Origin of the sequence: Methylophaga sp. UBA2012 (assembly GCF_002335235.1) — a bacterium.
Classification (GTDB): Bacteria; Pseudomonadota; Gammaproteobacteria; order Nitrosococcales; family Methylophagaceae; genus Methylophaga; species Methylophaga thalassica.
The window spans coordinates 218,983-232,909 of record NZ_DDCG01000003.1 but is presented as its reverse complement, the minus strand read 5'-3'; the positions used below and the strand labels follow the sequence as shown (position 1 = coordinate 232,909).

The following is a 13,927-nucleotide window of genomic DNA, read 5'->3' as shown; positions in this document are numbered from 1 at the left end:
CCGAGGTGTAGCTGTATGTTGTCTAAAGTCGTTGCTTTCTCAGTGCGCTTTCGGGGTGTGGTCGTGGCGTTAGCCTCCATGCTGTTGATCTATGGCATATACAAGCTATCTAATTCCAGCCTGGATATCTTTCCAGAATTTGCCCCCAAACAAGTCATTATTCAAACAGAAGCGCAGGGGCTGACGGCTGAGCAAGTCGAAGTGTTGGTGACCCAGCCTTTAGAAAATGCCTTGGGTGGGCTGGTGGGTATGGAGTCTATCCGCTCACAATCTATCCCAAGCCTGTCGGTACTGATTCTGACGTTTTACGACAGTACAGATATTTATCTGGATAGACAGTTAGTGTCTGAACGCTTGTTAGGCTTGAAAGACGCTCTGCCTGCAGGTGTTGGGTCACCCTTAATGGTGCCGTTAGAGTCCTCGTCGGGCACAATTATGACCATTGGTCTGACCTCGGACTCACAAGACTTAATGACACTGCGCTCACTTGTTGACTGGACGCTTTCTCCGCGGTTGTTGAGTGTTGATGGTGTGGCAGATATCAATGTGTTTGGTGGCCATGAACGCCAATTGCAAATTCAAATCGACCCCAGCAAATTAGCGAAATATGGCATTTCGCTCGATGAAGTGATGACTGTGGCGCAACAAGCCACCGGCATTATGGGCACGGGCTTTATTGAAAATCAGAATCAGCGGATGACTATTCAAGTCAGCGGACAACCACTTAATGCCAAGCAGTTAGCCAAGGTTGTTGTCAGAAAACAGGGAAATACTGTTTTACGGCTGGGTGATATTGCAGCAGTGAAAGAAGCGCCAGCGCCCACAATCGGTGGTGCAGCTATTGGTGGTAAACCTGCTGTTGTTCTAATGGTGATTGGTCAGTACAAAGCCAATACGCTGGCGGTGACCGAAGGTATTGAAGCGGCTTTAGATGAGTTCAAAGATGGCTTTGCTGCGGAAGGTGTGGTCTTGCATGATGACTTATTCCGGCCTGCTAATTACATCCAGACCTCCTTGCATAATATTCAAGAGCATCTGATGGTCGGTGGTGGGCTGGTCATGCTGGTGCTGATTTTGTTTTTATTTAATATCCGTACCGCTGTTATTTCGATGACCGCCATTCCTCTGTCCTTATTTACGGCCATGATTGTGCTGTTAGAGTTTGGCATCAACATCAATATTATGGTGTTGGGGGGGCTGGCGATTGCGCTGGGTGAAGTGGTGGATGACGCTATCATTGATACTGAGAATATCTTTCGTCGCTTACGACAAAACGCGCTACTCGCGAAGCCAAAACCTGCGATGGAAGTGGTGTATCAAGCGTCGATGGAGGTACGGAGTTCCGTCGTCTATGCCAGCTTTATTGTGATGCTGGTATTTGTGCCCTTATTGACCTTGAGTGGGGTTGCCGGACGAATGTTTGAGCCGTTGGGTGAAGCCTATATTCTGGCTATTTTTGCCTCATTAGCGGTGGCATTAACGGTAACCCCGGCGCTTTGCCATATCTTGCTGACCCGGGCGGGAGATGTCAGTCATGACGAGCCACCATTGGTGAGGATGATTAAACCTGTTTATGGCCGTCTTTTATCATCGATAAGCCGTTTTCCAAGAGTGACATTATTGGGTGTGCTTGGGTTTTGTTTAGCGGGCTTAGCAATACTGCCTTTTTTAGGAGGAAGTTTTTTACCCGAGTTACGAGAAGGTCATTACATTATTCATACTGCCAGTGTGCCTGGGACATCCATTGAAGAATCCTTGCGAATCGGCGGCCGTATTGAGCAACGTGTGGCGGAAATACCCGGTGTTCGTTCAACGTCACAATGGGCGGGGCGTGCTGAGCGTGGTGCGGATACCTTTGGTACCCACTACAGCGAGTATGAAGTGGATCTGGAACCGATGGATGGTCCATCACAACAGCGGGTTCTGGATGAAATTCGTGAGATCTTAGAAGCGTTTCCCGGTGTGAATTCAGAAGTGAATACGTTTTTAACCGAACGTATTGATGAAACGATTTCTGGTTATACCTCACCGATTGTGGTGAATATTTATGGCAAAGATCTGGATGCTTTAGATCAGACAGCACAAGAAGTTGCCAAAGTTATCAGGGATATTGATGGCGCGGCAGATGTACAGTTGCGCGCGCCACCTGGCGAGCCTCAGCTCGAGGTTAGGCTGGATTTAGACAAACTGGCCTATTGGGGCTTACGTCCTGCTCAGGTGATGCAGGCTGTTAAAACAGGCTTTGATGGTGCTGTAGTCGGCCAGGTCTATGAAGGCAATCAGGTGTTTGATGTGGTTGTGGTTCTGCCCGAAAGATTGCGTCGACAACCCCAACAATTAAGAAATTTACCCATTCAGACACCTGATGGGGTGATGTTGCGCTTGCAGGATATTGCGACCATTCAACAGGTCTCTGGACGTCATATGATTCAGCATCGCGGATCACAGCGTTTACAGACCGTCACTGCCAATGTCACCGATCGTGATTTAAGCTCTTTCTTCGCTGAGCTTAAGCAACGGGTTCATGAGGAAGTGGCATTTACAGCGGATATTTATCCCGAATTTACTGGCGCAGCGGTAGCACAAGCACAATCGCGAGAGGATTTAATTGTGCATTCCACCTTGGCAGGTGTAGCGGTGTTATTGTTACTTTTTGTGGCATTACAAAGCTTTCGTAATATGTTGCTGGTGCTAATTAACTTACCGTTTTCTTTAGTCGGCGGCGTGCTGGCCGTCGTATTAACGAACGGCGTCTTGTCTATCGGTTCATTAGTCGGTTTTGTCACTCTTTTTGGGATTACCTTGCGTAATGCGATTATGTTGGTGTCACATTATCAATATATGGTGAAAGAAGAAGGGGCGGAATGGAATTTGGATACCGCCATTCGTGGTGCTCAGGAGCGTTTACCATCGATTCTGATTACCGCTTTAGTGACGGCGCTGGCGATGTTACCGATTGCAATGAACTCAGATAGCCCCGGCCGTGAAATCATGGGACCCATGGCTAGTATTATCATCGGTGGCTTGATTTCATCGACGATATTGAACTTATTAGTGCTGCCAAGCGTGATGTTGCGCTATGGACGATTTAACGCCGACAAGGAAAGTGAGTCAGGTGTAAACACCATTTAATCAAACGGGATTAAAAAGGCCACACCAATAATCAGCAATACAACAACAAAAAAGGCGATTTCTAAAATCATCAGTGAATGGCAAACGTTTGTGCTTGCTCGTTTCGTTGATCAGCAAAGAATTGATAGATTTGTTTTAACTCATCATTGGAGAAATGAATCAAAATCAGTTGCTGTCCAGGATAGATAAGATCCGGATTATGTCCCATCGTGCTGGTGGTGTAGTTATAGATGTAGCTGGATTCCACTTTATTATTCAGTATTTTGCCAAGAAATGAGCTTAGGCCGGTGGGTAAAGGTTCATCGGCATCAGCAGGAATGGTGACTCGGACCAGATCTTTATTAATGCCTATGCCTTCAAGGGTTAGGCCCTGGCGAAAACGCTGAATCAAACCTGACTGAATAATGCCCCATAATCCCTGACGATCGGCTTCGGTAACGCGATGCAGGTAAAACAATGCGTTGTCATCCAAACCTCCTGATTTGACAATATCATTCACTGACAACTCGATAGAGCCGCGATCGATTTCTGCGTGAATGGCCTGCTTGGGGGAGAGTTCGGATTGTGATAATAGACCAATCGTGGTTTTTTTCTGAATGGGCTGTTTGTTAATCACGGTAATTTGTGCATTTTTATCGACATTATTATCGTTTATTAAATCTATCAATGGGCTTTGTTGCTGGCTGCCGTCAGCTTTTTCTATGGTGACAATCGTGTTTTTATCTTCAGTGCTGTCATCAAGTGCCTGTATTGTCGTCTGTTGTTTTTCGGTCTCGGTGTATTCGATGGTGACAGGGGTGTCAGGGCTAAGACTTTTATCGGCTAGTAGCTGACCGATAGTTGTGTCACGTTTTTCTACTTTTGGAATCACAATCGTGCCGTCTTTACGGACGAACTCACCCTGTTTGCCATCCAGCGTGACAGCTTTACTACCCAGGTGGTCAACAAATTGTTCAGCTTCTTTCTCAGTAATCGCTTGTTGATCTTCGGAAGGTGCAACAGGTTCGATGGTGATTTCTTCTATTTGCGGATCTTCAATTTCAATCGGGGGCGAAACCGTATGCTCGGTGCGGGAGGGTTGTAAGTCAGCAAAAAGTAAATACGCTAATCCGACCAGTACAATTAAGGCAAGAATTGCCGGGACAAGGGATGGGGCTGAACGAGCTGACTTAGCCATAATATTTCTCTCTGGAGTTGTGTCATTATTATGAAGATGAGAATAAGCCAGTCAGTAAGCTGGGATCAAGTTTACGATAGCACTGTGTTTTTTCAATGCTATTACTGAGTACCTGTTCGATAATCGGTTTTGCTTGTTCAAGGTTATGGATCGGATTATCCGGTATTAAGCGTATCAGTTCATCGGTGATTAACGCGTCACTATCGCTGCTTTTGTCATCGAGTATTGCTGCTAAGCGGCTAACTAAATCAGGCAAGGCGACTTGCGATAAAAGAAATGGAATACGTTTAATTGTCAGCGAAGTGTCATCCACTTCAAACTCAATGCCATAAGAAGATAAACAGGTTTTAAAATTCTGGAATTTATTGATGTCTGAGACGGACAGCGGAAACCGAACAGGGACTAGAATCGGCCTGGAGCTCACAGTGTTGTTGTGAATAGCTTGCTTAAACTGTTGTTGGCGAATACGTTTGTCCGCTTGTTGCAGATCAATCAGCGCCGGTTCTGGAGCATGAATAACAATAAAACGGTTATGTAAAATCGATGCGGCTGACCAGTCAGCTCGAGCCGTCATCTTATTTTTAAGATTGGTCGATTTTTCTATCGTTGTTGTTTCTGCCTGATATGTCGATGCCTGCTCATTGATGTATATATTTTCTGGCAGCGTTAATTCCGTCTGACGACTATTTTTTACTTCAGTTTCTTGCAGTGCTTCCTGAATCGCCTTATTGATAAGCCCATGGATTAAACGTGCATCTCTGAAACGGACTTCATGCTTGGTTGGATGAACATTGACATCAACACGGTCTAACGGCATGGTCAGGTATAAAACATAAGCTGCCTGGCGACCAGATGGCAGCAATTCGCCATAGGCCTGACGAATGGCATGATTAATCACCCGGTCCTTGATCACACGGCCATTGATGAAGAAATATTGCACATCGGTTTGAGCTCGGTGGGCAGAGGCTTTGCTGACCCAACCAGATAAATGAATGTCTTCAAAAGACTGTTCCAGGTAGTTGGCATCACGAACAAAGGCCTGACCACAGATTTTTACCAGTCTTTGTGAGTACGCATCAGCTGACTTGAGTGCAGGTAATTTAATCGAAGTCTGTTCATCAAAACGGGCACTGAAACCAATGTCAAAGCGACTTAATGCGAGTCGATAGAAGGTGGTAATAAGATGGTGAAGCTCGGTTTTATTACTTCGCAGAAAGCGACGACGTGCCGGTAAATTAAAAAACAGTTCCGCGACACTCACGGTGGTGCCATCTGGATGAGCTGCTGGCTCTGGCTGTAACTGATCTGAACGCACTTGCCAGGCACAATCTTGTTCGGCTTGCTTGGATGTGAGGCTTAAACGCGTCACTGAAGCGATACTGGGTAATGCTTCACCACGAAAGCCTAAGCTACCGATCACGCTGAGTTGTTCGCTGCTATGTAATTTACTGGTGGCATGACGACTTAAGGCTAAAGCTAAGTCTTCAGGGTGAATACCACTACCATTATCGGTGACTTTAATCAGTTGGCTTCCCGCGCCTTCAATGACGATATCAATTTGGCTTGCATCGGCATCAATACTGTTTTCAACAAGCTCTTTGAGTACGGAAGCGGGACGCTCAACGACTTCACCAGCCGCAATCTGATTGGCTAAATGAAGTGGGAGAGCGTGAATTCTGGTTTCGTTCATACGCTAGAGTTTAACGTATGGATTCAAAGAGGTTTAGGGGATTTTTAACACATCACCAATTTGAATTTCGGATGAGGCCAGATTATTGACTGATTTAATGTCTGCCATTTTGACCTGATAGCGCTGAGCTATCATGCTCAGAGTATCACCACGGCTCACTATATGTTGCTGCGGCATACTGGTTCCTGGCAGGGGATTTTTTTGAAAATAATTACGAATACCGACCATCATCGCATGTGCCAGTTTATTTTGATGGTTAGCATTTTTCAGCTTCTGCTCTTCTTCCGGATTAGAAATAAACGCTGTTTCAACCAGAATAGAAGGGATATCGGGCGATTTGAGCACCACAAAGGCTGCTGACTCTACATGCTTTTTATGTACATGCCCTACGCGTTTTAGACCGGATAATACGGTTTCAGCGACTTCCAGACTGCCTTCCAAGCTCGCTGTTTGAGAAAGATCGAGTAACACTGACGCTAATAAATCGTCTTTATCTTCCAGACTGATCCCACCTGCTAAGTCAGCCGCATTCTCGCGGTCAGCAAGGATTTGAGCAGCCTCACTACTGGCACCGCGGCTGGATAACACATAAACCGAAGAACCTCTGGCATTGCGGTTAGTGAAGGCGTCAGCATGAATAGAAATAAACATATCGGCGCCATTTTCGCGGGCGCGACGAATACGTTGTCTTAAGCTGATAAAGACATCACTGTCCCGTGTCAGGTAAGAGCGCATTCCCGGTTCTTTATCCACCAGGTAGGCAAGCTTTTTGGCAATAGACAGGACAACGTCTTTTTCTTTGGTGCCATGAGGACCTAATGCACCTGAATCCTGGCCGCCATGGCCGGGGTCGATGGCAATAATGATGTCCCTTCGCGGCAGAATTTTATTGGTTTTAATGATTTTTTGTTGTTGTTCAACTTTATTTGTCACGGTGGCAGCGGGCTTATTCAACGCTTCATCTTTGACCGCAGCAATGGATTGTTTGAGCTGGGCATTGGTATAGCTTAAATCGACGACTAAACGGTTCGGATAATCTTTTTGTGGCGGTAAGGACTGAACCTGATATTGCACTTCATGTGCTAAATCCAATACGACGCGCAGTGTGTTTTGATCATAAGCAGCATAACGCACAGCTTTAATCGGCGTATTAATTAACGATGGAATGGTTAATTTGTCGCGTTGCTGAAAGCCTTTCAAATCGATGACCAGACGATCAGGATTAGCTAATGTAAACGCTTTGTAGCTGACTTTATTATCAAGATCAAAGACTAAACGGGCACTCTGGTTATCAGCAGATACACGAAGACCTTGAATCGCATCAGCCCAAGCAGGCACTGAAACATATAGTAGAAAAAAACTTAGCAGGAGACGGACCATCTCAACACCCTTATGATCACTTGGAGGTTATTTTCTCTTTGCTTAAAATTAAAATCAAGTTTTCTTTCTAAATAAATGAGATACAAAGGAAAGTTGAACTATTTGTGAAGTTTTCCACAGACTTCTTCACCCAAAGCTGTCATCGCTTGAATATCGACTTCTCTTCCTTTGGATTGATACGTCAATTGAATCATCAGATCGGGTGGCGGTAAAAATTCCTGACCCCGTTGAGCCCACTCGATCAGTGAAATGGCATTTGTGTGGAAATAGTCATCGATGCCCATGAACTCGAGTTCACCTGGGTCACTCAGCCGGTATAAATCAAAATGATAAATATCACGGTTATTGAGCTGATAATGCTCAACCAGGGTATAGGTCGGGCTTTTGACATTGCCCTGATGACCTAAAGCCTGCACAAAGCCGCGGGTAAAGGTGGTTTTCCCGGCGCCGAGTTCACCTTCAAGATGGATAGTAAAAAGCTGGGCAGGCGCAACTAAGGCGAGTTCTCTGCCTAAATCAAGCGTAGCTTGTTCGTTGTCGAGGTATCTATGCACGTTATTTTCTTATTTTAAGTTCAACAGGTGGCGGAGGTGAGGTAATAAGTCTAATGCCAGTAATCCTCGCTCTCCATGTTCTTTAGCCGCTCTGTCGGCTGCCATACCGTGAAGTATGACACCAAGGCTGGCGGCGTCAAAGAGTGACATTTTCTGCGCGAGTAATCCGCCGATAATGCCGGTCAAGGCATCTCCCATACCACCACTTGCCATACCGGGGTTGCCCGCGGTTGAGACTAGCGTTGTTTGACCATCACAAATCAGTGTGCCGGCGCCTTTAAGCACGACCACACCGCCATATTTTTGTTGAATTTGTTTAACTGCCTGAAAGCGATTGGCTTCTATCTCACTGCTGTTGGTGCCGAGTAACCTGGCTGCTTCACCTGGATGGGGCGTGAGTATCCAATTGGGCTTGTTATGGGGATGCTGACTTAATAAATTTAAGGCATCAGCATCAATGACCATCGGCTTATCTGTATTGATAAGTGTGTTAAATAAGGTTTCAGACCATGCATTTTGGCCCAGTCCCGGTCCAAAACTTATCACTGATGCTTTCGCTAATGGCGATGTTAAGTCATCAACTGAATGAATGGCTTTAACCATTAATTCCGGGCGGTCAATATTTAACCAGTTGGCATGTTCAGGATATGTCGCAATGCTAATAAGCCCCGCCCCTGTTCGCGCGCCAGCTTCTGCACAAATCCTGGCTGCACCTGACATTCCCTGATTACCACCCACAACCAGTAAATGCCCAAAGTCTCCTTTATGCGCTGAGCGTGCTCTCGGGCTTAGAAGTGACTGATAATGTTCGAACTGAGCCAGTTTGGTTGCAGTAGGAATTGTTTCGTATACCGTATCCGGTGCATCCAAATCATTAAAATAAATGCAGCCACATAGATTAGGCCCATCCCCAGTAAACAAGCCTTGATTCAAGCCTAAAAAACTAACGGTAACATCAGCCCGAACCGCTACCCCCATAATCTTTCCAGTATCCGCATTCAGGCCGGAAGGGATGTCGATAGATAACACCGGTGTGTTGGTCTTAGCATTCATGGCTTCAATCGCTTTTGCATAATCTCCAGCGACCGGGCGATCCAAGCCTGTACCAAACAAGGCATCAACGAGGACATCAGCGTCCTTGATGTCACCATTAAATGGTTGTGCTTTTTGGCCCGTGCTTAAAAAGCCTTGCCTGGCCTTAAAAGCTTCTTCACTCATTTTCTCGGGATTACCCAGTTCGATAACATCGACATTGAAACCCTGATTAATAGCTTGATGCGCGAGATCGTAACCATCACCACCATTATTACCGGCACCACACAGCACGATGATGTATTTGGTCTGAGGCCAGGTTTTGACCAAAATATCCAGAGCGGCTTTTGCCGCACGCGACATCAGTTCGCTACCGCTAATGTGATGATCTTCAATGATGCTGCGATCAATTTCACGGGTTTGCGCTGCTGTATATAAATTGTCCGGCAGTGTGTGCATAAGATGAGTCCTGTCATTCAATGCTGACAGCTTATAATAGGTTCATGGACAAACAAAACAGCGATATCAATTGGCAAGATTTTATTGTGCGTATGCAGCGTTGGGCGCGCTCGCTTGGTTTTCAGGCATTGGGCGTCAGTGATCTTGACTTGTCTGCAGCCGATAAGCAGTTACAGAACTGGCTGGAAAAAGGTTTTCATGGCGAGATGACCTTTATGGAAAAGCATGGGAGTAAGCGCACACACCCAGCACAGCTAGTCGAGGGAACACTTAGCGTTATCAGTGTCAGAATGGATTATTGGCCAGGGCAAGCAGCCGAACCGTGGTCGGTGATTAATGACAGTGAAAAGGCGTTTGTATCACGTTATGCCCTTGGCCGTGATTATCATAAATTGATGCGAAAACGTCTCGCAAAACTGGCCGAGCATATTCAAAAAGAGGTCGGCGAGTTTGGCTATCGGGTATTTACAGATAGCGCGCCGGTCATGGAAAAAGCCATTGCCGAAAAGGCAGGACTCGGCTGGATAGGAAAACATACCAATGTACTTAATCGTGATCACGGTTCTTACTTCTTTTTAGGCGAAATTTATACCGATTTACCGCTACCGGCGACGCAGTCTGTTTCTGCTCATTGTGGCAGTTGTTCAGCTTGTATTGATATCTGTCCAACGCAAGCCATTGTTGCCCCATATGAACTGGATGCGCGTCGCTGTATTTCTTATTTAACGATTGAGTTACGTGGCGCCATACCTGAAGAATTTCGACCTTTAATGGGAAATCGAATTTATGGCTGTGATGACTGCCAATTGATTTGTCCCTGGAACAAATATGCACAGGCCACCACGGAATCAGATTATTTACCCCGCGAGGGTTTAGATGCGCCTCAGCTTGTTGACCTGTTTATGTGGTCAGAGCACACCTTTTTATCTCGCCTGGAAGGGAGTCCGATACGGCGAATTGGCTATGATTGCTGGTTACGGAATATTGCGGTTGCTTTAGGTAATGCGAAAACGAGCCAGTCAGTTATTGAGGCATTACAGAGCCGCTCAAATCAAGTGTCAGATATGGTGCAGGAACACATTGACTGGGCGTTACAGCAGCATCAGGTGTCATAAAGCTGTCATTGAAGGGCTATAAACTCAGCACGTTTTTAACTGCTGAGAAATTAAGTGAAGTTATCGTTTGTTTCCCGCCTGATTACCTTTGTTATTGTTTTTGCTCTCATTCTGTCATCTGCTGTCGCCGTATGGGGATGGTACCAACTGGATAAACCTTATCAAATCACTCAGGAATTCAAGCAGTATCGTAATGCCTTTGACATAGATACACGGATTTTGCTCGAGCGTTACCTGGCTTCGGGACAGGCTAATTTATTACAGGATGCGGAAAATCAGCTTGATACCATGAAAGCAAAGACGTTTGATTGGTTAAGCGAGTCAGATAATAGCGCAATTCAAGAAGGCATCGACGCATTACAAGCAGAAGTGCAGCAGGTACGTTCTGCAGGCAAACTTTCAGCTAATCCACAAACTTTATTGATGAATAATGAACGCGAACGTAACGGTGACTTGCTGAGTTTGAACCGATATGCGGAAAAAGCAGAAGCCACCCCTGCATCACAGATTGCTGATTTTCTTCAAGTGTTGGTAGAGCTTGAGCATAGCCTGAATCAAATTTCACTTTATCGTCAACGTTATTTTGAGACTCAGGATAAGGCGATTGAGAAAAGCTTATTAGACGAAAATCAACATTTTGCTGACCTCGTTAATCAATTGAAAGCGATGCCGCGGTTTGGCGTCTACACAGAAGTTGATGAAGAAGCATTAATACCTGAAGAACCTGATGAGTTAGGTGATCTCAGTATCTCGTCATTGCAAAGTCTGACTCAGCGTTACGAAAAAGAACTTAACAATACTTTGGCTATGCAACAGCAAGTGACAGTCAGTAGAGAAGCGTTAAACCAGAAAATGCTAGCGTTTCAAGCAAGGCTGGCAACGTATGAAGCGCATATAGGTCAGATAAAAGCTGATATCACTCAGCGTTTGCAATGGATGATTTTATTTGCTGGACTCTTTATTGTTCCGGCCCTTTGTCTGCAGTTTGTCATGCAGAGTCGTCTGATGCGGTTTTTGTTTAAACTCGACACCTTTTTTAAAGCCATGCTCAATGGCCATTATCAGCAGAGTCTGACCTCTGAACTCGCTTTTGCTGAAACCAACTCAGTGGTCGAGGCAGCACTTCACCTTCAGCACTATCTTGGCGACTTGATAGATAAATTAGATCACCAGGCTCAGACATTGATTGATGCGAGTCGATCTTTGCAAGAAGAATCAAAGGCGACATCCACTCTTACACAGCAACAGCAGCATAGTACCGATCAAGTGGCTACTGCCGTGATGCAGTTGTCATACTCTTTTAAAGAGGTCGCCAATAACGCAACAGATGCATCAGAGCATGTGATGCAAGCAAACGAGGCAACACATTCTGCCCGGCATAAACTCAGCGAAGCATCAAACGCAACGCAACAGTTAGCTAAGGATCTACTCGATGCAGAAGCGGTTATTCATCGCTTGGAACAAAACAGTCAAAATATTCACTCTGTACTGGAAGTGATTCAGAGTGTTGCAGAACAAACCAATTTATTGGCATTAAATGCCGCTATTGAGGCCGCCAGAGCTGGTGAGCATGGCAGAGGTTTTGCCGTTGTGGCAGATGAAGTTCGATTGCTGGCATCGAGAACCACGGAGTCAACAGAAGAAATCAAAGCCATCATTGAGCAACTCACCAGTTCAGGTGCTGAGGCGACAAATATTATTGGCCGCCAGAGTTCCGCTGCGAAACGATGCGCGACACAGACTGACGAAGCAAATCTCGCCATGGAACCCGTTGTTTCTGCAATGGATAACATCACACAAATGAATTCATCGATTGCTGTGGCCACCCAACAGCAAACTGCGACTGTTGATGATATTGCCAGAGCTGCAGAGCAGATTAAATCAAGCTCCATTGATGTGAATCAACATATTGAGGGTATTGGTCAGTCTGGAAAAGGCTTAACGACTATTAGTGAAGAACTGAAATTATTAGTTGTTGCGCTGAAACAGTGATCAGGACTCAGCATTGCTTGCTAATGGGAGTTCAAACCAAAATGTCGAGCCAAGTTGTTCTTTACTTTGGTAGCCAATTCGTCCACCCATTGCCTCAATGAGTTTTTTGGTGATGACCAGGCCTACACCACTGCCTTCAGTGGTCGAATTTTCTTGTCCCAACCGAGAAAAACTTGAAAACAGTAATCGTTGATTTTCATGGGAAATACCTGGCCCGGTGTCAATAACCAGCACACGAAGTGAATCCGCCTGCTTTTTGTATTCGAGCATTAAACGGCCTTCCTGACGATTATATTTGATGGCATTACTGAGTAAATTGATTAGGATTTGTTTTAAACGCATGGGATCAGCATAGACAAATACCGCCGGATCGTCGGCGATCACAAACTTGATCTGCTTCTGCTTAGCCTGTGTGTCTACGAGCGAGATACAATCGGTGACGATGGCACCAATATTTGTCGGCTTGAGCGTCAAATCCAGATGGCCACTTTCGACTTTTGCCAGATCGAGCACTTGATTGACTAATGTTAGTAAGTGTTTGCTTGCTACCATAATATGATCAAGACTTTCAGCCTGCTGAGAACGAAGAGGCATTTTAGGATCGGTGGCGAGTAGCTGAGTGAAGCCTAATATGGCGTTAAGGGGGGTCCTTAACTCATGACTCATGCTGGATAAAAACTCTGTTTTGGCACGATTGGCTGTTTCAGCCTGTTCTTTTGCCATCATAAGCTCAGAAGTTTGTTGCTGAAGAATTTTGGTTAAATAGAGTGACTGCCAGTACTCTGCGTTAGCACGGGTTGCCTGTACCAGCAAAAAAATCATATATGAAACCAGCCCAAACAATATGCTGATGGTGCTTAAGTTCCATTTAAGCACTGTGGACAAAATGATAGGCAGAAATATCATGCACAAATACATCTGAGCGAGACGTTTCCATATAAATAAACTGGTTAATGCGCCCGCACCAATCCCGATGGTAAACATCAGAATCACCATATTGGTAAACAAGGTTTGATAGAGATAAAGGCATACCGCGACATAGATACCCCATGTGGTCGCGGAAATAAAAAAGACAGCAAACAGTTGTTTTAGCCATTTATCCAGTGCTTGCGGTTGTTTTAAAAATGAAAGCACGACATACAAGCGACATAAAAAAACGATACCCATAAAAGCGAATAAGACGTAGGTAAAAAGCGGGGCATCATCAATGATGGGAGAGTAATACGCTGAAATAAGCAAGGCTAGCAATACAATTACACCACCAGGAATGGTACGTTTTGCCAGATCCTTCGCCGCTTGTTGTTGTAATTGGGTTAGTGCTTTTGGATCCAGCTTCGGCAGAGCTGGATCAATATAACCGTCTGATTCACCATAGAACATAAGCGAATCATATGTT

General features: G+C 45.4%; 9 protein-coding genes. 3 read left to right on the top strand and 6 right to left on the bottom strand.

All coding sequences use genetic code 11. The annotated features are described in order from the left end of the window. Positions 1 to 15 precede the first annotated feature (15 nt). Entirely contained in the window at positions 16 to 3,132 is a 3,117-nt protein-coding gene (locus B2248_RS04330; protein ID WP_273178601.1) for an efflux RND transporter permease subunit, read from the top strand. Positions 3,133 to 3,202: 70 nt separating this feature from the next. On the opposite strand, the gene B2248_RS04325 is transcribed toward B2248_RS04330, so the two are convergent. The 5 genes from B2248_RS04325 to B2248_RS04305 form a co-directional block, all read right to left on the bottom strand. Then, on the bottom strand, positions 3,203 to 4,309 hold the full coding sequence (locus tag B2248_RS04325) for a hypothetical protein (RefSeq protein ID WP_273178603.1): 1,107 nt from the start codon (positions 4,307 to 4,309) through the stop codon (positions 3,203 to 3,205). A gap of 28 nt (positions 4,310 to 4,337) precedes the next feature. Beyond that, on the bottom strand, positions 4,338 to 5,999 hold the full coding sequence (gene mutL, locus B2248_RS04320) for a DNA mismatch repair endonuclease MutL (protein ID WP_273178604.1): 1,662 nt from the start codon (positions 5,997 to 5,999) through the stop codon (positions 4,338 to 4,340). A 33-nt stretch (positions 6,000 to 6,032) separates the two neighbouring features. Next, entirely contained in the window at positions 6,033 to 7,379 is a 1,347-nt protein-coding gene (locus B2248_RS04315; protein WP_273178605.1) for an N-acetylmuramoyl-L-alanine amidase, read from the bottom strand. 98 nt (positions 7,380 to 7,477) lie between these two features. Beyond that, positions 7,478 to 7,933, bottom strand: coding sequence for a tRNA (adenosine(37)-N6)-threonylcarbamoyltransferase complex ATPase subunit type 1 TsaE (tsaE, locus tag B2248_RS04310; protein WP_273178606.1), 456 nt, complete (start codon positions 7,931 to 7,933; stop codon positions 7,478 to 7,480). 9 nt (positions 7,934 to 7,942) lie between these two features. Further along, entirely contained in the window at positions 7,943 to 9,424 is a 1,482-nt protein-coding gene (locus B2248_RS04305) for an NAD(P)H-hydrate dehydratase (protein ID WP_273178607.1), read from the bottom strand. Positions 9,425 to 9,468: 44 nt separating this feature from the next. Here B2248_RS04305 and queG point away from each other — a divergent pair, with 44 nt between their 5' ends. Together queG and B2248_RS04295 are read left to right on the top strand one after the other, a co-directional pair. Beyond that, positions 9,469 to 10,539 (top strand): tRNA epoxyqueuosine(34) reductase QueG, encoded by a 1,071-nt coding sequence (gene queG / locus B2248_RS04300; RefSeq protein WP_273178609.1) that lies wholly within the window; start codon positions 9,469 to 9,471, stop codon positions 10,537 to 10,539. A gap of 54 nt (positions 10,540 to 10,593) precedes the next feature. Then, complete coding sequence (locus tag B2248_RS04295) at positions 10,594 to 12,531, top strand: methyl-accepting chemotaxis protein (protein WP_273178611.1); 1,938 nt, start codon at positions 10,594 to 10,596, stop codon at positions 12,529 to 12,531. On the opposite strand, the gene B2248_RS04290 is transcribed toward B2248_RS04295, so the two are convergent. Next, positions 12,532 to 13,911, bottom strand: coding sequence for a sensor histidine kinase (locus B2248_RS04290; protein WP_273178613.1), 1,380 nt, complete (start codon positions 13,909 to 13,911; stop codon positions 12,532 to 12,534). Between the last annotated feature and the right edge of the window lie 16 nt (positions 13,912 to 13,927).

Coding starts and splice junctions, on each gene's coding strand:
- B2248_RS04330 (WP_273178601.1), top strand. CDS start 16: ATGTTGTCTAAAGTCGTTGCTTTCTCAGTGCGCTTTCGGGGTGTGGTC.
- B2248_RS04325 (WP_273178603.1), bottom strand. CDS start 4,309: ATGGCTAAGTCAGCTCGTTCAGCCCCATCCCTTGTCCCGGCAATTCTT.
- mutL (WP_273178604.1), bottom strand. CDS start 5,999: ATGAACGAAACCAGAATTCACGCTCTCCCACTTCATTTAGCCAATCAG.
- B2248_RS04315 (WP_273178605.1), bottom strand. CDS start 7,379: ATGGTCCGTCTCCTGCTAAGTTTTTTTCTACTATATGTTTCAGTGCCT.
- B2248_RS04305 (WP_273178607.1), bottom strand. CDS start 9,424: ATGCACACACTGCCGGACAATTTATATACAGCAGCGCAAACCCGTGAA.
- queG (WP_273178609.1), top strand. CDS start 9,469: ATGGACAAACAAAACAGCGATATCAATTGGCAAGATTTTATTGTGCGT.
- B2248_RS04290 (WP_273178613.1), bottom strand. CDS start 13,911: ATGTTCTATGGTGAATCAGACGGTTATATTGATCCAGCTCTGCCGAAG.